This is a genomic window from Streptomyces sp. NPDC015532, from assembly GCF_043078065.1.
GTDB lineage: Bacteria > Actinomycetota > Actinomycetes > Streptomycetales > Streptomycetaceae > Streptomyces.
The window spans coordinates 412,595-437,854 of sequence record NZ_JBIBSY010000004.1 but is presented as its reverse complement, the minus strand read 5'-3'; the positions used below and the strand labels follow the sequence as shown (position 1 = coordinate 437,854).

27 protein-coding genes are annotated in these 25,260 nt (G+C 70.9%); 23 read left to right on the top strand and 4 right to left on the bottom strand.

Features of this window, described 5'->3' with window-relative positions; genetic code table 11:
- Positions 1 to 88 precede the first annotated feature (88 nt).
- The 10 genes from secY to truA all read left to right on the top strand — a co-directional run bounded on the left by secY (position 89) and on the right by truA (position 7,610).
- Entirely contained in the window at positions 89 to 1,402 is a 1,314-nt protein-coding gene (gene secY / locus ACF07B_RS16345; RefSeq protein WP_392179416.1) for a preprotein translocase subunit SecY, read from the top strand.
- Positions 1,402 to 2,058, top strand: coding sequence for an adenylate kinase (locus ACF07B_RS16340; RefSeq protein WP_392179415.1), 657 nt, complete (start codon positions 1,402 to 1,404; stop codon positions 2,056 to 2,058). Before secY ends, ACF07B_RS16340 begins: the two co-directional genes overlap by 1 nt.
- Before the next feature lie 216 nt (positions 2,059 to 2,274).
- A complete protein-coding gene (gene map / locus ACF07B_RS16335) occupies positions 2,275 to 3,114 on the top strand; it encodes a type I methionyl aminopeptidase (RefSeq protein WP_384243105.1) in 840 nt (279 codons plus the stop codon).
- A gap of 237 nt (positions 3,115 to 3,351) precedes the next feature.
- A complete protein-coding gene (gene infA / locus ACF07B_RS16330; protein ID WP_003948620.1) occupies positions 3,352 to 3,573 on the top strand; it encodes a translation initiation factor IF-1 in 222 nt (73 codons plus the stop codon).
- Positions 3,574 to 3,641: 68 nt separating this feature from the next.
- The gene (gene rpmJ, locus ACF07B_RS16325) at positions 3,642 to 3,755 is read left to right on the top strand and encodes a 50S ribosomal protein L36 (protein ID WP_003998809.1); all 114 of its coding nucleotides are present in this window, start codon (positions 3,642 to 3,644) and stop codon (positions 3,753 to 3,755) included.
- Between the two features lie 218 nt (positions 3,756 to 3,973).
- On the top strand, positions 3,974 to 4,354 hold the full coding sequence (rpsM, locus tag ACF07B_RS16320) for a 30S ribosomal protein S13 (RefSeq protein ID WP_081218901.1): 381 nt from the start codon (positions 3,974 to 3,976) through the stop codon (positions 4,352 to 4,354).
- Between the two features lie 69 nt (positions 4,355 to 4,423).
- The gene (rpsK, locus tag ACF07B_RS16315) at positions 4,424 to 4,828 is read left to right on the top strand and encodes a 30S ribosomal protein S11 (protein WP_003956432.1); all 405 of its coding nucleotides are present in this window, start codon (positions 4,424 to 4,426) and stop codon (positions 4,826 to 4,828) included.
- Between the two features lie 177 nt (positions 4,829 to 5,005).
- On the top strand, positions 5,006 to 6,028 hold the full coding sequence (locus ACF07B_RS16310) for a DNA-directed RNA polymerase subunit alpha (RefSeq protein ID WP_003966937.1): 1,023 nt from the start codon (positions 5,006 to 5,008) through the stop codon (positions 6,026 to 6,028).
- A gap of 125 nt (positions 6,029 to 6,153) precedes the next feature.
- Complete coding sequence (rplQ, locus tag ACF07B_RS16305) at positions 6,154 to 6,651, top strand: 50S ribosomal protein L17 (RefSeq protein WP_168529668.1); 498 nt, start codon at positions 6,154 to 6,156, stop codon at positions 6,649 to 6,651.
- A 92-nt stretch (positions 6,652 to 6,743) separates the two neighbouring features.
- Positions 6,744 to 7,610, top strand: coding sequence for a tRNA pseudouridine(38-40) synthase TruA (gene truA / locus ACF07B_RS16300; protein WP_369480850.1), 867 nt, complete (start codon positions 6,744 to 6,746; stop codon positions 7,608 to 7,610).
- A 111-nt stretch (positions 7,611 to 7,721) separates the two neighbouring features.
- Here truA and ACF07B_RS16295 read toward each other — a convergent pair whose 3' ends face one another.
- Positions 7,722 to 8,609 (bottom strand): hypothetical protein, encoded by an 888-nt coding sequence (locus ACF07B_RS16295; RefSeq protein WP_369480849.1) that lies wholly within the window; start codon positions 8,607 to 8,609, stop codon positions 7,722 to 7,724.
- 74 nt (positions 8,610 to 8,683) lie between these two features.
- Here ACF07B_RS16295 and ACF07B_RS16290 point away from each other — a divergent pair, with 74 nt between their 5' ends.
- The 4 genes from ACF07B_RS16290 (at position 8,684) to glmM (ending at position 12,670) form a co-directional block, all read left to right on the top strand.
- On the top strand, positions 8,684 to 9,880 hold the full coding sequence (locus ACF07B_RS16290) for a glycosyltransferase family 87 protein (RefSeq protein ID WP_392179414.1): 1,197 nt from the start codon (positions 8,684 to 8,686) through the stop codon (positions 9,878 to 9,880).
- Between the two features lie 223 nt (positions 9,881 to 10,103).
- Positions 10,104 to 10,547 carry a 50S ribosomal protein L13 gene (gene rplM, locus ACF07B_RS16285; RefSeq protein ID WP_037626954.1) on the top strand — a complete coding sequence of 148 codons (444 nt, stop codon included), beginning with the start codon at positions 10,104 to 10,106 and terminating at the stop codon, positions 10,545 to 10,547.
- Positions 10,548 to 10,589: 42 nt separating this feature from the next.
- Positions 10,590 to 11,117 carry a 30S ribosomal protein S9 gene (gene rpsI, locus ACF07B_RS16280; RefSeq protein ID WP_369480847.1) on the top strand — a complete coding sequence of 176 codons (528 nt, stop codon included), beginning with the start codon at positions 10,590 to 10,592 and terminating at the stop codon, positions 11,115 to 11,117.
- A 194-nt stretch (positions 11,118 to 11,311) separates the two neighbouring features.
- Positions 11,312 to 12,670 (top strand): phosphoglucosamine mutase, encoded by a 1,359-nt coding sequence (gene glmM / locus ACF07B_RS16275; protein WP_369480846.1) that lies wholly within the window; start codon positions 11,312 to 11,314, stop codon positions 12,668 to 12,670.
- A gap of 142 nt (positions 12,671 to 12,812) precedes the next feature.
- Here the strand turns inward: glmM and ACF07B_RS16270 are convergent, their stop codons facing one another.
- Positions 12,813 to 13,766 carry a DUF389 domain-containing protein gene (locus ACF07B_RS16270; protein WP_392179413.1) on the bottom strand — a complete coding sequence of 318 codons (954 nt, stop codon included), beginning with the start codon at positions 13,764 to 13,766 and terminating at the stop codon, positions 12,813 to 12,815.
- Between the two features lie 42 nt (positions 13,767 to 13,808).
- Positions 13,809 to 14,798 carry a type I pantothenate kinase gene (gene coaA / locus ACF07B_RS16265; protein WP_328449212.1) on the bottom strand — a complete coding sequence of 330 codons (990 nt, stop codon included), beginning with the start codon at positions 14,796 to 14,798 and terminating at the stop codon, positions 13,809 to 13,811.
- A 168-nt stretch (positions 14,799 to 14,966) separates the two neighbouring features.
- Between coaA and glmS the strand changes: the two genes are divergently transcribed.
- The 8 genes from glmS to ACF07B_RS16225 all read left to right on the top strand — a co-directional run bounded on the left by glmS (position 14,967) and on the right by ACF07B_RS16225 (position 23,898).
- Complete coding sequence (glmS, locus tag ACF07B_RS16260) at positions 14,967 to 16,814, top strand: glutamine--fructose-6-phosphate transaminase (isomerizing) (RefSeq protein ID WP_369480843.1); 1,848 nt, start codon at positions 14,967 to 14,969, stop codon at positions 16,812 to 16,814.
- A gap of 52 nt (positions 16,815 to 16,866) precedes the next feature.
- Entirely contained in the window at positions 16,867 to 17,238 is a 372-nt protein-coding gene (locus ACF07B_RS16255) for a holo-ACP synthase (RefSeq protein ID WP_326786047.1), read from the top strand.
- A 214-nt stretch (positions 17,239 to 17,452) separates the two neighbouring features.
- On the top strand, positions 17,453 to 18,883 hold the full coding sequence (locus tag ACF07B_RS16250) for an NAD(P)H-hydrate dehydratase (RefSeq protein WP_392179412.1): 1,431 nt from the start codon (positions 17,453 to 17,455) through the stop codon (positions 18,881 to 18,883).
- A gap of 897 nt (positions 18,884 to 19,780) precedes the next feature.
- Positions 19,781 to 20,374 (top strand): L,D-transpeptidase family protein, encoded by a 594-nt coding sequence (locus tag ACF07B_RS16245; protein WP_369480841.1) that lies wholly within the window; start codon positions 19,781 to 19,783, stop codon positions 20,372 to 20,374.
- Positions 20,375 to 20,455: 81 nt separating this feature from the next.
- Positions 20,456 to 21,628 carry an alanine racemase gene (gene alr / locus ACF07B_RS16240; protein WP_392179411.1) on the top strand — a complete coding sequence of 391 codons (1,173 nt, stop codon included), beginning with the start codon at positions 20,456 to 20,458 and terminating at the stop codon, positions 21,626 to 21,628.
- A gap of 140 nt (positions 21,629 to 21,768) precedes the next feature.
- Complete coding sequence (locus tag ACF07B_RS16235) at positions 21,769 to 23,004, top strand: alpha/beta hydrolase (RefSeq protein WP_362408308.1); 1,236 nt, start codon at positions 21,769 to 21,771, stop codon at positions 23,002 to 23,004.
- Positions 22,970 to 23,503 carry a tRNA (adenosine(37)-N6)-threonylcarbamoyltransferase complex ATPase subunit type 1 TsaE gene (gene tsaE / locus ACF07B_RS16230; protein ID WP_369480838.1) on the top strand — a complete coding sequence of 178 codons (534 nt, stop codon included), beginning with the start codon at positions 22,970 to 22,972 and terminating at the stop codon, positions 23,501 to 23,503. Before ACF07B_RS16235 ends, tsaE begins: the two co-directional genes overlap by 35 nt.
- Positions 23,504 to 23,712: 209 nt before the next feature.
- Positions 23,713 to 23,898 carry a hypothetical protein gene (locus ACF07B_RS16225; RefSeq protein WP_369480837.1) on the top strand — a complete coding sequence of 62 codons (186 nt, stop codon included), beginning with the start codon at positions 23,713 to 23,715 and terminating at the stop codon, positions 23,896 to 23,898.
- Between the two features lie 29 nt (positions 23,899 to 23,927).
- On the opposite strand, the gene ACF07B_RS16220 is transcribed toward ACF07B_RS16225, so the two are convergent.
- Positions 23,928 to 24,482 (bottom strand): hypothetical protein, encoded by a 555-nt coding sequence (locus ACF07B_RS16220; RefSeq protein ID WP_392179410.1) that lies wholly within the window; start codon positions 24,480 to 24,482, stop codon positions 23,928 to 23,930.
- Between the two features lie 111 nt (positions 24,483 to 24,593).
- On the opposite strand from ACF07B_RS16220, the gene tsaB reads away from it, so the two are divergent.
- Positions 24,594 to 25,247, top strand: a complete 654-nt coding sequence (gene tsaB, locus ACF07B_RS16215; protein WP_392179409.1) for a tRNA (adenosine(37)-N6)-threonylcarbamoyltransferase complex dimerization subunit type 1 TsaB — start codon at positions 24,594 to 24,596, stop codon at positions 25,245 to 25,247.
- The last annotated feature ends 13 nt before the right edge of the window (positions 25,248 to 25,260 follow it).

The following is a 25,260-nucleotide window of genomic DNA, read 5'->3' as shown; positions in this document are numbered from 1 at the left end:
CTTTGACTGTTGGTTAGCTGTCAGTCATCCGTCGAACCTCAAGACCGTCACCCTCTGACGCTGTAGCGCGGGGGTCGCAGGAGGCACCGTGCTCACCGCGTTCGCCCGGGCGTTCAGGACGCCCGACCTGCGCAAGAAGCTGCTCTTCACGCTCGGCATCATCGTGGTCTACCGGGTCGGTACCCACGTTCCGATCCCCGGCGTGGACTACAAGAACGTCCAGTCGTGCATGGACATGGCCGACACGAACCGCGGGCTGTTCAGCCTGATCAACATGTTCAGTGGCGGCGCGCTGCTGCAGATCACGATCTTCGCGCTCGGCATCATGCCGTACATCACGGCGAGCATCATTCTCCAGCTGCTCACCGTGGTGATCCCGCGACTGGAGGCCCTCAAGAAGGAGGGCTCGGCCGGTACGGCGAAGATCACGCAGTACACCCGCTATCTGACGGTCGCGCTGGCCATCCTGCAGGGCACCGGCCTGGTGGCCACCGCCCGCAGCGGCGCGCTGTTCTCGGGCTGCCCCGTGGCCAACCAGATCGTCCCCGACCAGTCGATCTTCACCACGATCACGATGGTCGTCACGATGACCGCCGGTACCTGTGTCGTCATGTGGCTCGGTGAGCTGATCACCGACCGCGGCATCGGCAACGGCATGTCGATCCTGATGTTCATCTCGATCGCCGCGACCTTCCCGAGCGCCCTGTGGACCGTCAAGGTCCAGGGCAAGCTGGCCGATGGCTGGATCGAGTTCGGCACGGTCATCGCGGTGGGTCTGTGCATGGTCGGCCTGGTGGTCTTCGTCGAGCAGGCGCAGCGCCGGATTCCCGTCCAGTACGCGAAGCGCATGATCGGCCGCCGTTCCTACGGCGGTACCTCGACCTACATTCCGCTGAAGGTCAACCAGGCAGGTGTGATTCCTGTCATCTTCGCGTCGTCGCTGCTCTACATTCCGAGCCTGGTCGCCCAGTTCTCGAAGAGCAACTCGGGGTGGAAAACGTGGGTCACGCAGAACCTGACCAAGGGTGACCACCCGATTTACATCACCATGTACTTCCTTCTGATCGTGTTCTTCGCGTTCTTCTACGTGGCGATCTCGTTCAACCCCGAGGAAGTCGCCGACAACATGAAGAAGTATGGTGGCTTCATCCCGGGCATCCGGGCTGGCCGGCCGACCGCTGAGTACCTCAGTTACGTACTCAACCGGATCACCTGGCCGGGTTCGCTGTATCTGGGGCTGATCGCTCTCGTGCCGACGGTGGCGTTGGTTGGTTTCGGGGCAAACCAGAACTTCCCGTTCGGTGGCACCAGCATCCTCATCATCGTGGGTGTGGGCCTTGAGACGGTGAAGCAGATCGAGAGTCAGCTTCAGCAGCGCAATTACGAAGGGTTCCTCCGCTGATGCGAATCGTCCTCGTCGGGCCGCCCGGTGCCGGGAAGGGAACGCAGGCCGCGTTCCTCGCCAAGAATCTGGCGATCCCGCACATCTCAACGGGCGACCTGTTCCGCGCCAACATCTCTCAGCAGACGGAGCTCGGCAAGCTGGCGAAGTCCTACATGGACAAGGGCGAACTGGTACCGGACGAGGTCACCATCGCCATGGCCAAGGACCGCATGGAGCAGCCCGACGCGGAGAACGGCTTCCTGCTCGACGGCTTCCCGCGCAACGTCTCGCAGGCCGAGGCGCTGGACGAGATGCTGAGCACCGAGGGCATGAAGCTGGACGCGGTGCTGGACCTGGAGGTCCCCGAGGACGAGGTGGTCCGCCGTATCGCGGGCCGTCGCATCTGCCGCAACGACTCGGCGCACGTCTTCCACGTGTCGTACAAGGCGCCGAAGCGTGAGGGCGTCTGTGACGTCTGCGGCGGCGAGCTGTACCAGCGCGACGACGACTCCGAGGACACCGTCCGCACGCGGCTGGAGGTCTACCACACGCAGACCGAGCCGATCATCGACTACTACCGGTCGCAGGGCCTGGTCGTCACGATCCCGGCGCTCGGCAAGGTCGAAGAGGTCACGGCGCGCGCGATGGGGGCGCTGGCCCGCGAGGACGCCTAGTCCCTGCGGTCCGTTCCGTGACGCACGCGTCGCGGGAGTGTGAAGCAGTACGTCGCATCGGCCGCGGCACCCTCACCGGGTGCCGCGGCCGACGTGCGAGACGGACGGGGCGGAGGTCCTGTGCGCGGCGGGGTCGCAGGACCCCGGGCAGAGCGGGGCGAGTCCCCCGTATCGTTGGAGTAGTCCGTTCTCCGGTCCAGAAAGGCCGCAGCCACCATGGTGCAGATCAAGACGCCCGAGCAGATCGCCAAGATGCGTGAGGCGGGGCTGGTCGTCGCGGCGATCCATGCGGCCACGCGGGAAGCGGCGGTGCCCGGAGCGACCACCCGGGACCTGGACGAGGTCGCGCGCAAGGTGCTGGAGGAGCACGGCGCCAAGTCGAACTTCCTCGGGTACGGCGGTTTCCCCGCGACGATCTGCACCTCGGCCAACGAGGTCGTCGTCCACGGCATCCCCGACGACAAGACCGTCCTGAAGGACGGCGACATCATCTCCATCGACGCCGGCGCGATCGTGGACGGCTGGCACGGTGACGCCGCGTTCACCGCGTTCGTGGGCTCCGGACACGCTCCGGAACTGATCGAGCTCTCCCGGGTGACCGAGGAGTCGATGTGGGCGGGCATCGCGGCGATGAAGGTGGGCAACCGCCTGGTCGACATCTCCCGGGCGATCGAGACCTACATCCGCCGCCAGCCCAAGCCGGGCGGCGGCAAGTACGGCATCGTCGAGGACTACGGCGGCCACGGCATCGGCACCGAGATGCACATGGACCCGCACCTGCTGAACTACGTCGAGCGCAAGCGGGGGAAGGGACCGAAGCTGGTTCCCGGTCTCTGCCTGGCGATCGAGCCGATGGTGTCCCTCGGCACACCGCGGACCGAGGTGCTGGAGGACGACTGGACCGTGATCACCACGGACGGGACCTGGTCCTCGCACTGGGAGCACTCCGTGGCGCTGACGGCTGAGGGACCGCTGGTCCTCACCGCTCCCGACTGCGGCCGGGCGAAGCTCGCCGAGTACGGGGTCACCGCGGCGCCCGACCCCCTCGCCGGCTGAGCCCCCGCCCGCGGGGAGCCCGCTCGCTCTCCGCGCCGGCCGTGCCAACGGTCAGCCCCGCCCTTCGCGCATACCGCGCCGATGGGTGGGGCATCGTCATGAGTGGCGGGGAGGACACAGGTCGATTCGTCTTTCCGGGAGCCCTGACGTAGACTGACTCGTCGGCTCTCGTGCACCCGCATGTCTGCATGCGGCTCGCACGAAGTCGATCAAGGTAGTCGATTCGAAGGGCAAAGCGTGGCCAAGAAGCAAGGTGCCATCGAGATCGAGGGCACTGTCGTTGAGTCTCTTCCGAACGCGATGTTCAAGGTGGAGCTCCAGAACGGCCACCAGGTCCTGGCGCACATCAGCGGCAAGATGCGCATGCACTACATCCGCATCCTCCCTGACGACCGGGTCGTGGTGGAGTTGTCTCCGTACGACCTGACGCGCGGCCGGATCGTCTACCGCTACAAGTAGATCTTGCCTTGCTCCGTGTTCCGGTTCCGGGACGCGGGGGGTGGCACTGACCCGGAGAACCTCACCTAATGAAGGTCAAGCCGAGCGTCAAGAAGATCTGCGACAAGTGCAGGGTGATCCGCCGTCACGGTCGGGTCATGGTCATCTGCGAAAACCCGCGCCACAAGCAGCGCCAGGGCTGACGCACGACCGAACCTTCTGCACCCCGCAGATACTTCGCGCGACGCAGTAGTACATGTTCATACGCAGGATCCAGGGCTGAGTCTCATCAGGCCTGACACCCCCGGTCGGAGGCCGGGGACCCGGTTCGTACCGAATGCTCGATCCCTTGGATCAGAGGACGACGGCGGGCGGGATCCGGTTCTGCGGAAGACCTCCGAACGACAACTGGAGCCATTGAATGGCACGCGTTTCCGGTGTTGACATCCCGCGCGAAAAGCGTGTGGAGGTCGCCCTCACCTACGTGTTCGGCATCGGCCGGACGCTTTCCCAGCTGACGCTGGCCGAGACTGGCGTGAACCCCAACACGCGCGTTCGTGACCTCTCCGAGGAGGAGCTGGTCAAGATCCGCGAGTACGTGGACGCCAACATCAAGACCGAGGGTGACCTCCGTCGCGAGATCCAGGGCGACATTCGCCGCAAGATCGAGATCGGCTGCTACCAGGGCATCCGCCACCGTCGTGGCCTGCCCGTGCACGGTCAGCGCACCAGCACGAACGCTCGTACCCGCAAGGGCCCGCGTCGCGCGATCGCCGGCAAGAAGAAGCCGGGCAAGAAGTAGTCCTCAGCGGACAACGCTTCACCAGCGGTCTTCGCTGTAGGACCGACCACCTCCCCGTAGGAGAAATAGATGCCCCCCAAGGGTCGTCAGGGCGCTGCCAAGAAGGTGCGCCGCAAGGAAAAGAAGAACGTCGCTCACGGGCACGCTCACATCAAGAGCACGTTCAACAACACGATCGTCTCGATCACGGACCCCTCGGGCAACGTGATCTCCTGGGCCTCCGCCGGCCACGTCGGCTTCAAGGGCTCGCGCAAGTCCACCCCCTTCGCCGCGCAGATGGCCGCCGAGTCGGCCGCCCGTCGCGCGCAGGAGCACGGCATGCGCAAGGTTGACGTCTTCGTGAAGGGCCCGGGCTCCGGCCGCGAGACCGCGATCCGCTCCCTCCAGGCCACTGGCCTCGAGGTCGGCTCGATCCAGGACGTCACCCCCACCCCGCACAACGGCTGCCGTCCGCCGAAGCGCCGCCGCGTCTGACGCACGGCCGCTCGGTCGTCGTTCCTGACGGCCCTGTGCTGGTTCGAGGTTTCCGGGCGGTACGGCTCCGTAAAAGGGCCGTATCGCCCGTACCCTTGCTGTACCCGTCTCTTCGGAGGCGCGCTTTTGTCGGGCGTCAAATAGCGGGCGTCCACGAATGAAGGATCTGATCACCCCATGCTGATCGCTCAGCGCCCCTCGTTGACCGAAGAGGTCGTCGACGAATTCCGCTCCCGGTTCGTGATCGAGCCGCTGGAGCCGGGCTTCGGCTACACCCTCGGCAACTCCCTGCGCCGCACCCTCCTCTCGTCGATCCCCGGCGCTGCTGTCACCAGCATCCGTATCGACGGTGTCCTGCACGAGTTCACCACCGTGCCGGGCGTCAAGGAGGACGTCACCGACCTGATCCTCAACATCAAGCAGCTGGTCGTCTCCTCGGAGCACGACGAGCCGGTCGTGATGTACCTGCGCAAGCAGGGCCCGGGTCTGGTCACCGCCGCCGACATCGCGCCCCCGGCCGGTGTCGAGGTCCACAACCCCGACCTCGTCCTCGCCACGCTCAACGGCAAGGGCAAGCTGGAGATGGAGCTGACCGTCGAGCGCGGTCGCGGCTACGTCTCCGCCGTTCAGAACAAGCAGGTCGGTCAGGAGATCGGGCGCATCCCGGTCGACTCGATCTACTCGCCGGTGCTGAAGGTCACGTACAAGGTCGAGGCGACCCGTGTCGAGCAGCGCACCGACTTCGACAAGCTGATCGTCGACGTCGAGACCAAGCAGGCCATGCGTCCCCGTGACGCCATGGCGTCGGCCGGTAAGACCCTGGTCGAGCTGTTCGGTCTGGCCCGCGAGCTCAACATCGACGCCGAGGGCATCGACATGGGCCCGTCCCCCACGGACGCCGCCCTCGCCGCTGATCTCGCCCTGCCGATCGAGGAGCTGGAGCTCACCGTTCGGTCGTACAACTGCCTCAAGCGTGAGGGCATCCACTCCGTGGGTGAGCTCGTCGCCCGCTCCGAGGCCGACCTCCTGGACATCCGCAACTTCGGTGCGAAGTCCATCGACGAGGTCAAGGCGAAGCTGGCCGGCATGGGCCTGGCCCTCAAGGACAGCCCGCCCGGATTCGACCCGACCGCCGCCGCCGACGCCTTCGGCGCCGACGACGACGCGGACGCGGGTTTCGTGGAGACCGAGCAGTACTGATCCGGTACTGGGACGGCTTCCGTCCTCCGGGGTCCTTCGGGACCCCGGATCTTCGACGGGCAATCGCCCGCTCGGACACTGACTCCGGTACCTGATACGGCCGGGGCAGACACCTAGGAGAAACCATGCCGAAGCCCGCCAAGGGTGCCCGTCTGGGCGGCAGCGCCGCGCACGAGAAGCTGCTCCTCGCGAACCTCGCGAAGTCGCTCTTCGAGCACGGCCGCATCACCACCACCGAGGCCAAGGCCCGTCGCCTGCGTCCCTACGCGGAGCGTCTGGTCACCAAGGCGAAGAAGGGTGACCTTCACAACCGCCGTCAGGTGCTCTCGGTGATCACGGACAAGAGCATCGTGCACACGCTCTTCACCGAGATCGGCCCGCGATACGAGAACCGCCCGGGTGGCTACACCCGTATCACCAAGATCGGTAACCGCCGTGGCGACAACGCGCCCATGGCTGTCATCGAGCTGGTGGAGGCCCTGACCGTGGCCCAGCAGGCCACTGGTGAGGCCGAGGCCGCGACCAAGCGTTCCGCCAAGGACGCCGAGGCTCCGGCCAAGGTCGAGGACACCAAGGTCGAGGACGCCGCTGAGGCTCCCGCCGAGGAGTCGAAGGACGCCTGAGGCACTGCCTTGCTGTGAGCGGGTCCGTCCCTTTCGGGGCGGGCCCGCTTTCGCGTTCCCGGGGAGCAACCCGGGCTTGAGAGGATCTAGGTGTGAGTGACGAAGCGGAGCCCGGGTTCGTCCGGGTGCGGTTGGACCTGTCGTACGACGGGACCGAGTTCTCCGGGTGGGCCAAGCAGGCCGGCGGACGCAGGACCGTGCAGGGCGAGATCGAGGACGCGCTGCGGACGGTGACCCGGACCAAGGACACGACGTACGAGCTGACCGTGGCCGGGCGGACCGACGCCGGGGTGCACGCGCGCGGCCAGGTGGCCCACGTCGACCTGCCCGGGGAACTGTGGGCCGAGCACCGGGAGAAGCTGCTGAAGCGGCTGGCCGGGAGGCTGTCCAAGGACGTGCGGGTGTGGTCGCTCACCGAGGCGCCCGCCGGCTTCAACGCGCGGTTCTCGGCGGTCTGGCGGCGCTACGCCTACCGCGTGACCGACGAACCAGGCGGCGTCGACCCGCTGCTGCGCAGTCATGTCCTGTGGCACGACTGGCCGTTGGACGTGGACGCCATGAACGCGGCGGCGCGGCGGCTGCTGGGCGAGCACGACTTCGCCGCGTACTGCAAGAAGCGCGAGGGGGCGACGACCATCCGCACGCTCCAGCAACTGAGCCTGGTACGGGGTGAGGACGGTGTCATCACCGCCACCGTGCGGGCCGACGCCTTCTGCCACAACATGGTGCGGTCGCTGATCGGGGCCCTGCTGTTCGTGGGGGACGGGCACCGCGGTCCCGAGTGGCCGGGCAAGGTGCTCGCCGCCGGCGTCCGGGACTCGGCCGTTCACGTCGTACGGCCGCACGGGCTGACGCTGGAGGAAGTGGGCTACCCCGCCGACGAGTTGCTGGCCGCGCGGAACAAGGAGGCCCGGAACAAACGGACGTTGCCGGGTGCGGGCGGATGCGAGACCTGCTGACACCCGGGCGCCTGCGCGGGTCCGCTGACGGTCCGTTCGCCTGAGAGGGCGTCAACCCCCGCGCCAGGGGCGGCGCGGCGGCCGGTGTTCACCGGCCGCCGCCCGTGACCGCTACCGGTTGGCCGCGGCCGACGCCTGGGCCTGTCCCCGCCGGCCGATCTGACGGAACGCGAACTCCGCGAGATCGTCGCCGGTCGTGAACACGGCGGTGTCCTTCGTCGTCACGTCCTTGCCGTTGGTGAAACCGGAGAGCGTGAAGTAGGCGTAACGGCCGTAGGCGTTGGTGGTCGACCGGCAGACGGCCGCGTCGCAGAACGCCTTGATGCCGTTGCCCGGGAGCGAGGCGATGATGCTCTTGCTGTCCGCGTCGGCCTTGGCCTTGGTCGCCCGGGCCTCGGTGTCGAACACCGCGATGCCGACCGTCACCGCCACCCCGTCCTTGACGTAGGTGACCCGCATGAAGCGGGTGCAGCCGTCCTTCCTCAGAACCGACGGCAGCGTGCCCTTCACGGCCGAGGCGCAGTTCTTCGTGTCGGCCGTCGGACCCTTGCGGTACACACGGTTGCCCATCGTGAGCTGCGTACCGGGGAAGAGGATGTCCGGGCTCAGCGGCGCGGTGTCCTTCTGCGCGCTGGCTATGAACTGCTTCGGATCCAGCGGCGGCGGAGCCGAGGTCGGCTCGAAGGACGGCGCCGGTGTCGTGGCGCCGGGAATGTCCGCGCTGGCGGGCAGTTGGGACGGCTGCTTCGTGGCCTGATTGTTCCCGTTCGCGTTGGCGACGGCCATGGCCACGGCAGCGCCGACCGCGACGGTGGCCAGCGCCCCGCCCACGATGAGCAGCACTTTGCGCCGCTTGTTGCGTGTTTCGGAAGCCTCCGCCATGGCGGCCCAGTCGGGATTCCCGCCGGAACGCTGGTTGTTCCACTGAGGCGTTTGCTGAGAACCCGGCTTCCAGGGGTCCCATGGGGGCTGCCCCTGCCCACCCTGCCCATAACTCATGCGCCGCATCTTAGACGGGGGTTGGGGGGTGCCGGTCAGCTCCACCGGGCACTTGAGCCCCTAGCGTGATCTGAATGCGCAAGGGCAAAAGTGACATCTCCGGGTGGTTGGTACGTAGGGCCTCCTGGCACGCGTGGGCGGCCTCGGGCGCGGTGCTGTGCGCGCACGCCGTGGGCGTCGCGCTCCACACCTCGGACGGGGGGATGGACAACGCGATCGTCGTACGGGCGGCGCGGACCTGGCTGGACGGCGGTTCGCCCTACGCCGACCGGCACTTCCTCTATCTCCCGAGCGCGGTGCTCGCGGCGGTGCCGCAGACGCTGCTCCCGGCGTACGCGCTGCGCGTGCTGGTCCCGCTGACGGTGACCGCGCTCCTGATGACGGGCTGGGCCTGCGCGCTGAGCGTCCACGGGATCCCCTGGCGCAGCCGCCTGGGGGTGCTCGGCCCGGCCGGGCTCGCGCTGGGCTTCGCGCCCTTCGGACACCTGGTCTCGCTCGGCAACTGGACCGTGACCGCCGCGGCGGCCCTGCCGCTCGCCCTGCTGCTGGCCGCGCGGGACCGGTGGGGGTGGGCCGGGGTGGTCATCGGCGCGGCCCTCGCCCTGAAGCCGCTGCTCGCCCCCGTGGCGCTCCTCTTTCTTTTCGCGCGCCGGTGGCGGGCGCTGGCCGCGATGTTCCTCCTGCCCGCCGTGGCGTCCGGCGGGGCGGCGCTGCTGATGCCCGATCCTGCGGCGTTCGTCACACGGACGCTGCCGTTCCTGCTGCGCGGCCACGACGGCTTCGTACGCCTCTACGAGGCCTCTCCGGCGGCCGTGCTGCCGCGTCTCGGGGTGCCGTCCCCGGTGGCGGTCCCGCTGGCCTGCGCGGCGGCGGGTGCCGGGGCGCTGGCCGCCCACCGCCGCTGGTCGCGCGGTGTTCCCGGGCCCCTGCGGCTCGCCGAGACCGCGGTGCTGCTGATGCTCTCGGCGTTCCTGGTGTCCCGGCCGTCCTACGACCACTATCTGCTCGTGGTGGTGCCGCTGCTGCTCGCGGGGCTGCCGTACCCCGGCGCGGCGGCCCGTGGGCCCTGGTTCTGGCTGGCGCTGGTGCCGCAGGTGCCCGGCGCGGACTGGCCCTGGCTGGAAGCGGTGACCCGGCGTTCCTTCCGTGACTGCTTTACCCTGTGTGTGATGACTGCATCGGTGGCGCTCCCGCGCCGCCGTCACCTGCCGCTCGCCGGCCCGGACCACTTCGTCGCCCAGCGACGAGGACGACGGGCCACGAGGGTGTGAGCACTCGCGTTTTGACCCTTGCGGGCCGCCGCGGGTAAGCTTGCAGTTCGTTATGTGTATTGGCTTGCTCATTCTCACGTGAGGGGCCCTTACACCGGTCCACCGGGGCTGATGACCAGCGACCAGCACGCGGTATGCGTCACCGCAGTGCGGTCAGGGCTGTCGTGATCGTCCGTGGTGGCCATGTCAGGACCCACTCACTGAAGAAGCGAAGGCTACGACCGTGCGTACGTACAGCCCCAAGCCCGGCGACATCACTCGCCAGTGGTACGTCATCGACGCCCAGGATGTCGTCCTGGGTCGTCTGGCGACCACTGCCGCGAACATTCTGCGCGGCAAGCACAAGCCGATCTACGCGCCCCACGTCGACGCTGGTGACTTCGTCATCATCATCAACGCCGACAAGGTGCACCTCTCCGGCAACAAGAAGACCCAGAAGCTGGCGTACCGCCACTCCGGTTACCCGGGTGGTCTGCGCTCCGTCCGTTACGACGAGCTGCTGGCGAAGAACCCCGAGAAGGCCGTCGAGAAGGCCATCAGGGGCATGGTTCCCAAGAACACCCTGGGCCGTCAGGTGCTCTCGAAGCTGAAGGTCTACGCGGGCGAGAACCACCCGCACGCTGCGCAGCAGCCGGTCCCGTTCGAGATCACCCAGGTCGCGCAGTAGTTCCGGCCACCCCCTAAGACGAAAAAGAATCTGAGGAGAATCGTGGCCGAGACCACCGTTGAGCAGCCGGTCGAAGAGACTGAGACCGAGCTTGTCGACATCGAGAGCTACACCACCGAGTCCGAGGTGCCCGTCGAGGGCGAGTACACCTCGGAGTCGCTCGAAGGCCGCTTCGGCGACCCGCAGCCGGCCGCCGGCCTGGGCCGTCGCAAGAACGCCATCGCCCGCGTCCGGATCGTTCCGGGCACCGGCAAGTGGAAGATCAACGGTCGCACCCTTGAGGACTACTTCCCCAACAAGGTGCACCAGCAGGAAGTCAACGAGCCCTTCAAGGTGCTCGAACTCGACAACCGCTACGACGTTGTCGCCCGCATCTCGGGTGGCGGCGTCTCGGGTCAGGCCGGTGCCCTGCGCCTCGGCGTGGCCCGTGCGCTGAACGAGGCCGACGTGGACAACAACCGCGGCGCCCTCAAGAAGGCCGGCTTCCTCAAGCGCGACGACCGTGCGGTCGAGCGCAAGAAGGCCGGTCTCAAGAAGGCCCGCAAGGCTCCGCAGTACAGCAAGCGTTAATCTTCGCCGTTTGCTTCTGCGCGTCATACGCGTAGCTCCGAACGCCCCGGCTGCACACCACAGTGCCGCCGGGGCGTTCGTTTATCACAGTGGTTGGGCGTATAACGGCACAAGGTGCTCAAAGGCTCATGTGATCGGATGACTCCGTATCCTTCGGAGCACTTCCGTACTCTGCAGCTTTCTCAGGAGGACAAGTGGGACGACTCTTCGGCACGGACGGCGTGCGTGGTGTCGCCAACGCGGATCTGACGGCCGAGCTCGCGCTCGGGCTCTCCGTTGCGGCGGCGCACGTACTCGCCGAGGCGGGCACCTTCGAGGGCCACCGGGCGGTCGCGGTGGTCGGACGGGATCCGCGCGCGTCCGGGGAGTTCCTGGAGGCCGCGGTGGTCGCCGGCCTCGCCAGCGCCGGTGTGGACGTCCTGCGCGTCGGCGTGCTGCCCACCCCCGCGGTGGCGTACCTCACCGGGGTGCTCGGCGCCGACCTCGGCGTGATGCTCTCCGCGAGCCACAACGCCATGCCCGACAACGGCATCAAGTTCTTCGCCCGCGGCGGGCACAAGCTCGCCGACGAGCTGGAGGACCGGATCGAGGGCGTCTACGAGGAGCACCGCACCGGCGCTCCCTGGGACCGCCCGACGGGCTCCGGCGTCGGCCGGGTGAACTCCTACGACCAGGGCTTCGACCAGTACGTGGCCCACCTCATCGGAGTGCTCCCGAACCGCCTCGACGGTCTGAAGGTCGTCCTCGACGAGGCGCACGGCGCGGCCGCCCGGGTCTCGCCCGAGGCCTTCGCGCGGGCCGGTGCCGAGATCATCACGATCGGCGCGGAGCCCGACGGGCTGAACATCAACGACGGCTGCGGCTCCACCCATCTGGAGCTCCTCAAGGCCGCCGTCGTCGAGCACGGTGCCCACCTCGGCATCGCGCACGACGGCGACGCCGACCGCTGCCTCGCCGTGGACCACACGGGCGAGGAGATCGACGGCGACCAGATCCTGGCCGTTCTCGCGCTGGCGATGCGGGAGCGTTCCGCACTGCGCTCCGACACCGTTGTCGCGACGGTCATGTCCAACCTGGGCTTCAAGCTCGCCATGGAGCGCGAGGGCCTCGCCTTCATCCAGACCGCGGTCGGCGACCGCTACGTCCTGGAGGAGATGAAGCGGCACGGCTACGCGCTCGGCGGCGAGCAGTCCGGGCACGTCATCATCCTCGACCACGCCACGACCGGCGACGGCACGCTCACCGGCCTGCTGCTCGCCGCCCGGGTCGCCCAGACCGGCCGTACGCTCCGGGACCTCGCCTCGGTCATGGAACGGCTGCCGCAGGTCCTCATCAACGTGCCCGACGTCGACCGGACACGGGTGAACACCTCCGCCGAGCTCGCCGCCGCGGTGGCCGACGCCGAGAGCGAACTCGGCACCACCGGACGGGTGCTGCTGCGCCCCTCCGGCACCGAGCCGCTCGTCCGCGTCATGGTCGAGGCCGCCGACATCGACCACGCCCGCTCGGTGGCCGCCCGCCTCGCCGACGCCGTGAAGTCGGCACTCGGCTAGGACAGGTCCCAGGACAGGTCGCAGCCTCTCCGCCTGAATCCGTGAGGCCCGGCACCCCAGGGGTGCCGGGCCTCACGGCTGTCCGCGGCGGCGCCTGCGCCGGGCGGCCCTCCGGGCGACGACGCGAAGGGTCGGACAGGCCCTAGCGGGCGGGGGCCGGACGGGGGGTCTGCCGCTTGCGCTGCATCGCCCAGAACCACTTCTGGGCCAGCAGCGTCAGCGTGCCGGCGACCACGATGCCGAGCAGATTGAACAGCAGCTGCTTGGTGGAACCCCAGGTCTGCGAGTAGTCCGTGTAACTGAGGGCCACGGCGGCGTTGGCGGCGGCCGGGACCGTGGTCACCGAGATCGCGACGCCGATCAGGGCGCCCGACTTGGCGGAGGTGAGGGACAGCGTTCCGGCGATCCCGGCGAGGAACGCCACGACGAACGACATCCAGTCCGGCTGCCAGATGAACGCCGTGTTCGGCCGGTCCGCCTCCACCATGGACTTCGAGAACAGCCCGAACACGTCCATCAGCCAGCTGAAGCCCGCGGTCATCACCATCGCCGCCGCGAAACCCGCGAGCAGCGCCCACAGCGACCGCCACACCAGGTGCGGGGCGCGTTCCACCAGCGCCGTGGAGATGCCCGCCAGCGGTCCGAACTCCGGGCCCACGGCCATCGCGCCGACGATCAGGATCGCGTTGTCGAGCATCACACCGCAGGCCGCCAGCATCGTGGCCACGGTGAGGAACGCGAGATAGGTGACGTTGAGGGTCGACTCCTCGTGCGTCGCGTCCCTCAGCTGCTCCCACAGCACCGCGTCCGCGCCCTCGCCCGGGGCTTCCTCCTCGGCCTTGTCGGCCCGCTTCGACAGCGACAGGTCGATGTTCTCGACGGCGATCGACCCGGTCCGGTCGAGCCCGGTCTTCCGGAGCGCGCCGATGAGTTCGTCGCCCGCCTCGCGCGCGACATCGCACATCACGACGTCGCCCGCCGGATTGCGGGCGGCACCCGGAAGCACGACGAGGTGTGCGGTGCCGACGGTCCCCTCGATCAGGCGTACGACGTCGTCGGTCCGGTCCGGGGGAGTGATCAGGCGCAGGTGCAGCATGGCCGCAGAGTAGCCGTCGCCTCGGCGGAGGCGTCCGCCGGACTACAGCTTGCGCAGGCTCAGGCGCTGCACCTTGTGATCCGGGCCCTTGCGCACGACGAGGGTGGCCCGGCCGCGGGTGGGGGCCACGTTCTCCAGCAGGTTCGGCTTGTTGATGGTGCGCCAGGTCGTACGGGCGTAGTCGAGGGCCTCCTCCTCCGAGACCTGGGTGTACTTGAGGAAGTACGAGTCGGGCTTCTGGAAGGCCGTCGCGCGCAGCTTGCGGAAGCGGTTCAGGTACCAGCGCTCGATGTCCTCGGGGCGGGCGTCCACGTACACACTGAAGTCGAAGTAGTCCGCGAGACCGACCCGCGTGCGGCCGTCCTTGCCGGGCAGTGCCGGCTGGAGCACGTTCAGGCCCTCGACGATGAGGATGTCGGGGCGGCGGACGGTGAGCCGCTCGCCCGGCACGATGTCGTAGATCAGGTGGGAGTAGACGGGCGCCGTCACCTCGTCCTTGCCCGCCTTGATGTCCGCGACGAACCGGGTCAGGGCCCGGCGGTCGTACGACTCGGGGAAGCCCTTGCGCGACATCAGTCCGCGCGCTTCGAGGTCCTTGGTGGGGAGCAGGAAGCCGTCCGTGGTGACCAGTTCGACGCGGGGGTGCTCGGGCCAGCGGGAGAGCAGCGCCTGGAGCAGACGGGCCACGGTGGACTTGCCGACGGCCACGGAACCGGCGACGCCTATGACGAACGGGGTGCCGGATTGTGAGCCCTTCTCGCCCAGGAACGTGTTGAGAGCGCCTCTGAGTCCGTCCGTGGCGCCGACGTACAGGTTCAGCAGCCGGGACAGCGGCAGATAGATGTCCCGCACCTCGTCGAGGTCGATGACATCGCCCAGGCCGCGCAGCTTCTCGAGCTCCTCGGCGTTCAGCGTGAGCGGTGTCTTCTCACGCAGCGCGCTCCACTCGGCACGGGTGAGATCGACGTAGGGAGTCGCCTCCGGCTTGGACCGGTGGGCGCTCCGCGGCAACGGGGAGACCGGAGAGATCACAGTCCATTGTTACGGGAGTATGGACGGGATGGAGGGTGGGGTCCGTCACGCCGGGTGACTCCGGTGGGGCCGGGGAGCCCGCCGGCCGGCTCCGAAAGGGCGTCAGAATTTCCGATATCGGGCACGGTGAGCCTGATTCGGACGGGCGATGGACCGTACGCTGCCGCCATGTGCGGAATCGTGGGTTATGTGGGGTCGCAGCCGGCGCTCGACGTGGTGATGGCCGGACTGAAGAGACTCGAGTACCGGGGATACGACTCGGCGGGTGTCGCCGTGCTGGCGGACGGGGGACTCGCCGTCGCGAAGAAGGCCGGGAAACTGGTCAACCTGGAGAAGGAGCTGGGCGGCAGGCCGCTGCCGGCCGGAACGACGGGGATCGGGCACACCCGCTGGGCCACCCACGGAGGCCCCACGGACGCCAACGCCCATCCGCACCTCGACAACGCGGGCCGGGTCGCCGTCGTCCACAACGGCATCATCGAGAACTTCGCCCTGCTCCGCGACGAGCTGGCCGAGCGGGGGCACGACCTGGCCTCCGAGACGGACACCGAGGTGGTCGCCCATCTGCTCGCCGAGGAGTACTCCTCGTGCGCGGACCTGGCGGAGGCGATGCGGCTGGTGTGCCGGCGCCTGGAGGGCGCGTTCACGCTGGTCGCCGTGGACGCCGACGAGCCGGACGTGGTCGTCGGGGCACGCCGGAACTCGCCCCTGGTGGTCGGTGTCGGCGACGGCGAGGCCTTCCTCGCCTCGGACGTCGCCGCGTTCATCGCCCACACCCGCTCGGCGATCGAACTGGGACAGGACCAGGTGGTCGAACTGCGCCGCGACGGTGTGACCGTCACCGGGTTCGACGGCAGCCCCGCCGAGGTCCGCTCGTACCACGTCGACTGGGACGCGTCGGCGGCGGAGAAGGGCGGCTACGACTACTTCATGCTCAAGGAGATCGCCGAGCAGCCCAAGGCGGTCGCCGACACCCTGCTGGGACGGATCGACGCGGCCGGTTCGCTGCGGCTCGACGAGGTGCGCATCCCCGTGCGGGCGCTGCGGGAGGTCGACAAGGTCGTCATCGTCGCCTGCGGGACCGCCTTCCACGCCGGGCTGATCGCCAAGTACGCCATCGAGCACTGGACGCGCGTCCCGTGCGAGGTGGAGCTGGCCAGCGAGTTCCGCTACCGGGACCCCATCCTCGACCGGCAGACGCTCGTCATCGCCATCTCGCAGTCCGGGGAGACCATGGACACGCTGATGGCGCTGCGGCACGCCCGCGAACAGGGCGCCAGGGTGCTGGCGATCTGCAACACCAACGGCTCGACGATCCCGCGCGAGTCCGACGCGGTGCTGTACACGCACGCCGGCCCCGAGGTCGCCGTCGCCTCCACCAAGGCGTTCCTCACCCAGCTCGTGGCCTGCTACCTGGTGGCGCTGTACCTGGGCCAGGTGCGCGGCACCAAGTGGGGCGACGAGATCCAGGCCGTCATCCGGGAACTGTCGCGCGTCTCCCGCGAGGTCGAGCGGGTCCTGGAGACCATGGAGCCCGTACGGGAGCTCGCGCGCTCCCTCGCCGACAAGAACACCGTGCTGTTCCTCGGCCGGCACGTGGGCTATCCCGTCGCGCTGGAAGGCGCCCTGAAGCTGAAGGAGCTGGCGTACATGCACGCCGAGGGCTTCGCGGCGGGGGAGCTCAAGCACGGCCCGATCGCGCTGATCGAGGAGGACATGCCGGTGGTGGTCGTGGCCCCGTCGCCGCGGGGCCGCTCGGTCCTGCACGACAAGATCGTCTCCAACATCCAGGAGATCCGGGCCAGGGGCGCCCGCACGATCGTCATCGCGGAGGAGGGCGACGAGGCGGTCGTCCCGTACGCCGACCACCTCATCCGCATCCCGGCCACGCCCACCCTGCTCCAGCCGCTGGTGTCGACGGTCCCGCTCCAGGTGTTCGCCTGCGAACTGGCGACGGCCCGGGGCAACGAGGTGGACCAGCCGCGCAACCTCGCGAAGTCCGTGACGGTGGAGTGAGCGGCGCCGCGGTGTGAGGCGGCGGCACCGCCCCGCCCTCTAGGGTGCGGACATGAGCATCATCGGGGTCGGTATCGACGTGGCCGAGATCGACCGGTTCCGGGCGTCGCTGGAGCGGACGCCCGGGCTGGCCGAACGTCTCTTCGTGGAGAGCGAGTTGCTGCTGCCCAGTGGCGAACGGCGGGGCATCGCCTCGCTCGCGGCCCGCTTCGCGGCGAAGGAGGCGCTCGCCAAGGCGCTGGGCGCCCCGGCGGGACTGCACTGGACGGACGCCGAGGTCTACGTGGAGGACAGCGGCCGGCCGAGGCTGCGCGTGAAGGGCACGGTGGCGGCCTGCGCGGCCGAACTGGGCGTGGCCTCCTGGCACGTGTCGCTCAGTCACGACGCCGGGGTGGCCTCGGCGGTGGTGGTGGCGGAGGGGTAGCCGGGGGCCGTCGCCGCTGTCCTGGAGCGGACGGTACGAAGGCCGCGGGCTTGCCGTCTCCGGGCCGAGCGGTACGGGAGTCGCCGGGAGTTGCCGGGATCGCTCCGGACGGGGTTCACCGGCCCGTACGGCGCCGGGGCTCCGGACGGGGCCCACGGGCCCGCGCGACGCGGGGAGCGCGCACGGGGCGTGCCGGTGCGGGAGACTCGGCGTCATGCGTACTGCTTACAGCGTGGAGACCGTGAGGGCCGCCGAGCGGGAGCTGATGGAACGGCTCCCCGAGGGGGCGTTGATGCAGCGGGCGGCCGCCGGACTCGCCGCCGCCTGCGCGGACGTGCTGGGCCGGGTGTACGGCCGCCGGGTCGTGCTGCTGGTCGGCAGCGGGGACAACGGCGGCGACGCCCTGTACGCGGGGGCGCGCCTCGCCCGGCGCGGGGCCGGTGTCACCGCGGTGCTGCTCGCCCCCGACCGGACCCACCCGGGAGGACTGGCGGCACTGCTGCGCGCCGGAGGCACCCCGGCCGCGCCCGGCGCCGCCGAACCGCTCCTGCGGCGGGCCGACCTCGTGGTCGACGGCATCGTCGGGATCGGCGGCAAGGGCGGCCTGCGGCCGGAGGCCGCGCGCCTGGCCGAACTCGCCCACGCCTCGCGCGCCGCCGTCGTCGCCGTCGACCTGCCGTCCGGTGTCGAGGCGGACACCGGGGAGGTGCTCGGCGCGGCCGTCCGGGCCGACCTCACCGTCACCTTCGGCACCCACAAACCGGGGCTGCTCATCGAGCCGGCGCGCGGGTACGCCGGTTCCGTACGCCTGGTCGACATCGGGCTCGACCTGCCGGAGCCGGCCGACGTGGAGGCGCTCCAGCACGCCGATGTCGCGGCCCGGCTGCCCTTTCCGGGCGCGGAGAGCGACAAGTACCGGCGCGGTGTCGTCGGGATCGCCGCCGGGTCCGCCCGCTATCCCGGGGCGGCGGTGCTCGCCGTGGCCGGGGCGCTGCGCGGCGGCGCCGGGGCGGTGCGGTACGTCGGGCCCGCCGCGGACGCCGTCGTCGCCCGCTTCCCCGAGGCTCTGGTGTCCGCGGAGGGACCTTCGAAGGCGGGGCGGGTGCAGGCCTGGGTGGTGGGCCCCGGGGCCGGGGACGACGCCTCGGCGGTGGCGGAGGTGCTGGACGCGGACGTGCCGGTGCTGGTGGACGCGGACGGGCTGCGGCTCGCCGACCGGGGGGCCGTGCGGGCCCGTACCGCGCCGACGCTGATGACCCCGCACGCCGGGGAGGCCGCCGCGCTGCTCGGGGTCTCCCGCGAGACGGTGGAGGAGGCCCGGCTGGCCTCCGTACGGGAACTGGCGGGGCTGTACGGGGCGACGGTGCTCCTCAAGGGGGCGACGACGCTGGTCGCCGGTCCCACGGGCGGCGCGGTGCGGGTGAACGCCACCGGGACGGCGTGGCTGGCCACCGCGGGGAGCGGGGACGTGCTGTCGGGGCTCGCGGGGTCGCTGCTGGCGGCGGGGCTCTCTGCGCTCGACGCGGGCAGCGTCGCCGCCTACCTGCACGGACTCGCCGGCCGTTTCGCGGCGGACGGTGCACCCGCGGGCGCCCACGACGTGGCCGCCGCCCTGCCCCAGGCCTGGCGCGACACCCTCGACTGACCCCTCGCCCGGCCCGGCTCGACCACCCCGTCCCGACCGGTCCGGGGCGGCGGGGGAGCGGGTGCCGTGGGCGTTGCGTTGATCGGGGGACCCTGTGCGTGTGGCGCCCCCGGGGTGCGCGTGATGTTGCGTATGTCTGTTCGCGTGATGAGCAGACGAAGGGTGTGCCGGGGGATCGCGGTGCTGCTTGCGGTGGTGGCGGCCGTTCCCGCGGGGGCGGTGGCGGCCACGTCCGCTCCGCTGCCGCCCGCCTCCGGGCGGGTCGGCGAGCCGTGGCCCGGCGCGGCGGGAGGACCACGTCCGTCCTGGCCGGGCGACGCCCCGGGCGCCCGGCTGTCGGCGGCCATGGGCATGCCGGCCGCGGGGCGGGGTGTCCGGGACATGCCCGGGGGCACACCCCGGCCGGTCACGTCCGGGTCGCACGGGTCGGGACCGGGCACGACCACACCAGTCACGTCCGGGGCGGTCGCGCACGGGCGGGTCCCGTCCGGGTCGCTCGGGTCTGGGTCGGTTGCGCACGGGCGGGTCCCGTCTGGGTCGCTCGGGTCCGGGCCGGTTGCGCACGGGCGGGTCCCGTCCGGGTCGCTCGGGTCCGGGTCGGTTGCGCACGGGCGGGTCCCGTCTGGGTCGCTCGGGTCTGGGTCGGTTGCGCACGGGCGGGTCCCGTCTGGGTCGCTCGGGTCCGGGCCGGTCGCGCACAGGCCGGTCACGTCCGGGCCGGTCGGGTCGGGGTCGGGCACGCGCGGGCCGGTCACGGCCGGGGTGCTCGGGGGCGGATCGGGCGGGTCGGCGCCGGTGGGGTCCGCGTCGGGCGGGTTCGGGCCCGCCGGGTCGGGGCCGGAGACGTCCGGGCCGGGCGCCTCCTCTCCGCACGCCGGGGCGGAAGCCCGGCCCGCGGTGGGGTGCGACGGGCGCGGCGGTCCCTACCAGCGGCAGGCCGAGCGGTGGCTGAGGCTGAGGGTGGACGGGAAGCAGTCGGCGGCCGACTGCCGGGCCATCCGCGCCTTCCAGAGGAAGCACGGGATCCAGCCCGCCACCGGCACCGCCGGACCGGCGACCTGGGCCCGCATGCGGACGCTGTCGGCCCACGCCGCCCCGCACACCCGCCCCCCGCGCGGCTGCCCGGCCCGCTCCTACCGCGTCGCCTGTGTCGACCTCACCCACAAGCGCACCTGGGTGCAGCAGCGGGGCCGCATCCTGTACGGCCCGGTGCCGATGCGCAGCGGCAGCGTCCGGCACCCCACCCGCACCGGCTGGTTCAGGATCTACTGGAAGCACCGTCACCACTGGTCCAGCCTGTACAACAGCCCCATGCCGTACGCCCAGTTCTTCAGCGGCGGGCAGGCCTTCCACGCCGTCCGCGGCAGCATCCGTACCGTCGGCGGCTCGATGGGCTGCGTGAATCTGCGGCTCGCCGACGCCCGCGGGCTCTGGAAGGTGCTCAGGAAGGGCGACCACGTCTATGTCTGGGGCCGAAGGCCGCGCGGCTGAACGCGCGGCCATGAGCGGGGAACGCCCGTCCGGGGACCGGTGCCGGGAGGCCGCATCACGCCTCTGAGAGACTGGGGCGCGATGACAGAGACAGCACACCCGCGGACAGCGCCCCTGCGCGCCCGCGCCGAGATCGATCTGGCCGCCCTGCGCGCCAACGTGCGGGCCCTGCGTGCCCACGCGCCGACCGCTGCACTGATGGCCGTGGTCAAGTCCGACGCCTACGGCCACGGCGCGGTCCAGTGCGCCCGCGCCGCGCGCGAGGCGGGCGCCACCTGGCTCGGCACGGCCACCCCGGAGGAGGCGCTCGCCCTGCGGGCGGCCGGCCTGCCGGGACGCGTCATGTGCTGGCTCTGGACCCCGGGCGGCCCCTGGGTCGAGGCCGTCGAGGCCGACATCGACGTGTCGGTCAGCGGGATGTGGGCGCTCCGGGAGGCCGCGGCGGCCGCCGAGGCCGTCGGGGTGCGAGCCCGGGTGCAGCTCAAGGCCGACACCGGCCTCGGGCGCGCGGGCTGCCAGCCCGCCGACTGGCCGGAGCTCGTCGCCGAGGCCCTGGCCGCCGAGGCGAGCGGGCTGATCACCGTGACCGGACTCTGGTCCCACTTCGCCTGCGCCGACGAGCCGGGCCACCCCTCGATCCAGGCCCAGCTCGCGCTGTTCCGCGAGATGGTGGCGTACGCCGAGGAGCAGGGCGTGCGCCCCGAGGTGCGGCACATCGCCAACTCGCCCGCGACCCTGACCCTCCCCGAGAGCCACTTCGATCTCGTACGGACCGGGATCGCGGTCTACGGGATCTCGCCGAGCCCGGAGCTCGGCACCCCCGCCGACTTCGGACTGCGCCCGGTGATGACGCTCAGCGCGTCGCTCGCGCTGGTGAAGCACGTACCGGCCGGACACGGCGTGAGCTACGGCCATCACTACATCACCCCGGGCGAGACCACCCTCGGCCTCGTCCCCGTCGGCTACGCGGACGGCGTCCCCCGGCACGCCTCGGGCACCGGCCCCGTCCTGGTCGGCGGCAAGTGGCGTACCGTCGCGGGCCGGGTCGCCATGGACCAGTTCGTCGTCGACCTCGGCGGTGACGAGCCGGAGCCCGGCGCCCGTGCCGTCCTGTTCGGTCCCGGCGACGGCGGTGAGCCCACCGCCGAGGACTGGGCGCGCGCGACGGGCACCATCGCGTACGAGATCGTCACGCGCATCGGAACCCGCGTTCCGCGCGTCTACGTGAAGGTGAAAGAGGAACAAGACGGGTAGCACCCTGGAGCCGAACAGGCGCGCGGGGCCCGGCGAGCGGAGATCGGCGGGCGCTGCACGGCGGGCGGGAGCCGGCCGGCGCGCGCACGATCCAGGGCCGACAGCGGACAGCCGAGAGCCGGAGTGAAGAGGAGCGGAACGTGAGCGAGACCAGCGCGGAGGCCGTCGTGAGTGCGGCCTCGGCGGCCGCCGCCTCCGCCGGGAACTGGCGCAAGGCCGGTGTGGCCGGCGCCGCGATAGGCGTGGTCGCGGCGGGTGCCGCGGCCGGAGTCGCGATCGAGCGGCTCACGGTCGGGCGCGGCATGCGCAAGAAGGCGCGCCTCGCCCTCGACTCGACCGGCCCGTACGGCACGCTGCGCGGCACGCCCGGCAAGGCGTACGCGGACGACGGCACCGAGCTGTACTACGAGGTCGACGAGGTCGAGCCGGAGGCCTCGCTCGCCCCGCGCCGGCGCCGGCTCTTCGGCCGCAAGGCCCCCGCCCCCGTCACCGTCGTCTTCAGCCACGGCTACTGCCTCAGCCAGGACTCCTGGCACTTCCAGCGCGCCGCGCTGCGTGGTGTCGTGCGCACGGTGCACTGGGACCAGCGCAGCCACGGGCGGTCCGGGCGGGGGGTGGCCCAGCTGGAGGACCGCAAGCCGGTCACCATCGACCAGCTCGGCCGCGACCTGCTGGCCGTCATCGAGGCGGCGGTGCCCGAGGGCCCGATCGTGCTCGTCGGGCACTCCATGGGCGGCATGACCGTCATGGCGCTCGCCGACCAGTTCCCCGAGCTGATCCGCGACCGGGTCGCCGCCGTCGCCCTGGTCGGTACGTCGTCGGGGAGGCTCGGCGAGGTCAACTTCGGGCTGCCCGTCGCGGGCGTCGCCGCCGTACGGCGCGTGCTTCCCGGTGTGCTGAAGGCGCTCGGTCAGCAGGCGGCCCTGGTGGAGCGGGGACGCCGGGCCACGGCCGACCTGTTCGCCGGGGTCATCAAGCGGTACTCGTTCGGGGGCCGGGACATCGATCCGGCCGTCGAGCGGTTCGCCGAGCGGATGATCGAGGGCACGCCGATCGACGTGGTCGCCGAGTTCTACCCGGCGTTCACCGAGCACGACAAGACCGCCGCGCTGGCCCGGTTCGCCGGGATGCCCGTCCTCGTCCTCGCCGGGGTCAAGGACCTGGTGACACCGAGCGAGCACAGCGAGGCCATCGCCGACCTGCTGCCGGACGCGGAGCTGGTGCTCGTGCCCGACGCGGGACACCTGGTCATGCTGGAGCACCCCGAGGTCGTCATAGACCGCCTCGCCGACCTCCTCGTGCGCGCCGGAGCCGTGCCGGCAGGGGCTACCGTTGGCGGCTATGGAAGCACCAGCAGCAGCGCACAACCCGGCTGAGCCCGCCCAGGACGGCGTCGGCGCGCAGATCACCGTCAACTCTCCCGAGCAGATGCAGGAGTTGGGCCGCAGGCTCGCCAAGCTGCTGCGCGCGGGCGACCTCGTGATGCTGAACGGCGAGCTCGGCGCGGGCAAGACCACGCTGACCCGCGGGCTCGGCGAGGGGCTCGGCGTCCGCGGCGCCGTCACCTCGCCCACCTTCGTCATCGCCCGGGTGCACCCCTCCCTCGGCGACGGACCGCCGCTCGTGCACGTGGACGCGTACCGCCTCGGCGGCGGGCTCGACGAGATGGAGGACCTCGACCTCGACGTCTCGCTCTCCGACTCCGTGATCGTCGTGGAGTGGGGCGAGGGCAAGGTCGAGGAGCTGACCGACGACCGGCTGCACGTCGTCATCCACCGGGCCGTCGGGGACACCACCGACGAGGTGCGGCACGTGACGGTCACGGGACTCGGGCGGCGCTGGGCCGCCGCCGATCTGACGGTGCTCGCGGCCTGAGCGGGGCGGGCTCGCGTCCCGGCGCCGCACCTGCCCGGTCTCGCCGGGTCCTCGTGGCGTCGGCCGCCTTCGCTCGTACATTCGGCCAACGTTTCCGACAGGACGTCGGCAAAATATTGCGTTCGGCGTCCCGGCCGTGGTCACATGGACATCAGTACGTAGTTAGGTCTACCTAACCACGCTTGCCCCCGAAGCCCGAGGAGGCGTCCATGTCGGCATCAGAGTCGGCTGCAGTGCCGGCTTCAGAACGTGACGTGCCGGCCGCGCCGCGCGCGGTGGCCGGGGTGTCGATGCGGGATCTGCTGGCGGCGTGCGCCGCGGCGGAGGCGGTGTCCAGGCCGCCCGTCGCACCCCTGGCCGACCCCGGCGCGCAGCGCCCCCGCAGGGCCGCCTGACGCATACGCCGGCCGGGGCGTCGCCGCGGTCACTTGATGACGACGACCTTCGCGTTGACGGTCGCGAACGCCCACATCGCGTCGCCGTCCGCGCGCGAGGAGCGGATGCCGCCGAGCTTCTTCTCCGGGTCGGGAGCCTCGGTGGAGCCGTTCACCGCGGCGCTGAAGCCGAAGGCGATGCCGTTGACCAGCGAGAACCGTACGACGTGCTCGATCTGCGTCCCGTCGGACCCGGGGGTCGAGCCGGTCCGCGACGTGACGGCGTAGGTGCCGGCGGCCGGGTCGACCGTGCCCGGGGTGACCTTGAAGGTGCGCTTCACCTTGTTGTGCGCGCCGACGAGCCAGACGCGGTCGGAGCCGGTCGAGTAGACGACCCGCACACCGCTGCCGGAGGGGGCCGGCAGCGCGGCCGGGTCCTTCTTGGCCTGGGGCGCCTTGGAGGCGGAGGGCTTGGCCGACCCGCTCGCGCTCGGTTCGCCCAGGGTGTCCGGAACGTTCGCGGATGCCTGGAAAGCGAGGAAGCCGACTGCCGCGAGCGCCGCCACGGTGAGCCCGGCCACGATTCCCGAGCTGCTCCTAGCCACCTTGTGTGCCCACCTCTCGACCTTCGTACGTCCTTGCTGTTGACGGTAGCAGCCGAGGGACGGGAGTCCCGGGCGGCCTTGCGTCGGGCTCCGGCGCCGTACGCTGTTTGCGTGCTCTTGCTCGCTCTGGATACCGCCACCCCCGCCGTGACCGTCGCCCTGCACGACGGCACGTCCGTCATCGCCTCGTCGAGCCAGGTGGACGCGCGCCGGCACGGGGAGCTGCTGCTGCCGGCCGTCGACCGGGTGCTCACCGAGGCAGGCCTCAAGCTGGACGCCGTCACCGGCATCGTCGTGGGCGTCGGCCCCGGCCCGTACACGGGGCTGCGCGTCGGCCTCATGACCGCCGACACCTTCGGAGTCGCGCTCGGCGTGCCCGTGCACGGTGTGTGCACCCTCGACGGGCTCGCGTACGCGGCCGACGTGGAGGGACCGTTCGTCGTCGCCACGGACGCCCGGCGCAAGGAGGTCTACTGGGCGCGGTACGCCGACCGCCGTACCCGGCTGTCGGAGCCCGCCGTGGACCGCCCCGCCGAGATCGACGAGGCCGTCACCGCGCTGCCCGCCGTCGGCGCGGGCGCGGTCCTGTACCCCGGCACCTTCGCCGACGCCCGCGCGCCCGAGAACGTCTCGGCCGCCGCCCTCGCCTCGCTGGCCGCCGAGAAGCTGGCCGCCGGTGAGGAACTGGAGCCGCCCAGGCCGCTGTATCTGCGCCGCCCGGACGCCCAGGTGCCCAAGAACTACAAGGTGGTCACCCCCAAGTGACCTTCGTACTGCG

Excerpts from the sequence above, each read along its gene's own strand:
- ACF07B_RS16340 (WP_392179415.1), top strand. The coding sequence starts at position 1,402 with ATGCGAATCGTCCTCGTCGGGCCGCCCGGTGCCGGGAAGGGAACGCAG.
- map (WP_384243105.1), top strand. The coding sequence starts at position 2,275 with ATGGTGCAGATCAAGACGCCCGAGCAGATCGCCAAGATGCGTGAGGCG.
- rpmJ (WP_003998809.1), top strand. The coding sequence starts at position 3,642 with ATGAAGGTCAAGCCGAGCGTCAAGAAGATCTGCGACAAGTGCAGGGTG.
- rpsM (WP_081218901.1), top strand. The coding sequence starts at position 3,974 with ATGGCACGCGTTTCCGGTGTTGACATCCCGCGCGAAAAGCGTGTGGAG.
- rpsK (WP_003956432.1), top strand. The coding sequence starts at position 4,424 with ATGCCCCCCAAGGGTCGTCAGGGCGCTGCCAAGAAGGTGCGCCGCAAG.
- ACF07B_RS16310 (WP_003966937.1), top strand. The coding sequence starts at position 5,006 with ATGCTGATCGCTCAGCGCCCCTCGTTGACCGAAGAGGTCGTCGACGAA.
- rplQ (WP_168529668.1), top strand. The coding sequence starts at position 6,154 with ATGCCGAAGCCCGCCAAGGGTGCCCGTCTGGGCGGCAGCGCCGCGCAC.
- ACF07B_RS16295 (WP_369480849.1), bottom strand. The coding sequence starts at position 8,609 with ATGAGTTATGGGCAGGGTGGGCAGGGGCAGCCCCCATGGGACCCCTGG.
- ACF07B_RS16290 (WP_392179414.1), top strand. The coding sequence starts at position 8,684 with ATGCGCAAGGGCAAAAGTGACATCTCCGGGTGGTTGGTACGTAGGGCC.
- ACF07B_RS16270 (WP_392179413.1), bottom strand. The coding sequence starts at position 13,766 with ATGCTGCACCTGCGCCTGATCACTCCCCCGGACCGGACCGACGACGTC.
- glmS (WP_369480843.1), top strand. The coding sequence starts at position 14,967 with ATGTGCGGAATCGTGGGTTATGTGGGGTCGCAGCCGGCGCTCGACGTG.
- ACF07B_RS16255 (WP_326786047.1), top strand. The coding sequence starts at position 16,867 with ATGAGCATCATCGGGGTCGGTATCGACGTGGCCGAGATCGACCGGTTC.
- ACF07B_RS16250 (WP_392179412.1), top strand. The coding sequence starts at position 17,453 with ATGCGTACTGCTTACAGCGTGGAGACCGTGAGGGCCGCCGAGCGGGAG.
- alr (WP_392179411.1), top strand. The coding sequence starts at position 20,456 with ATGACAGAGACAGCACACCCGCGGACAGCGCCCCTGCGCGCCCGCGCC.
- tsaE (WP_369480838.1), top strand. The coding sequence starts at position 22,970 with ATGGAAGCACCAGCAGCAGCGCACAACCCGGCTGAGCCCGCCCAGGAC.
- ACF07B_RS16225 (WP_369480837.1), top strand. The coding sequence starts at position 23,713 with ATGTCGGCATCAGAGTCGGCTGCAGTGCCGGCTTCAGAACGTGACGTG.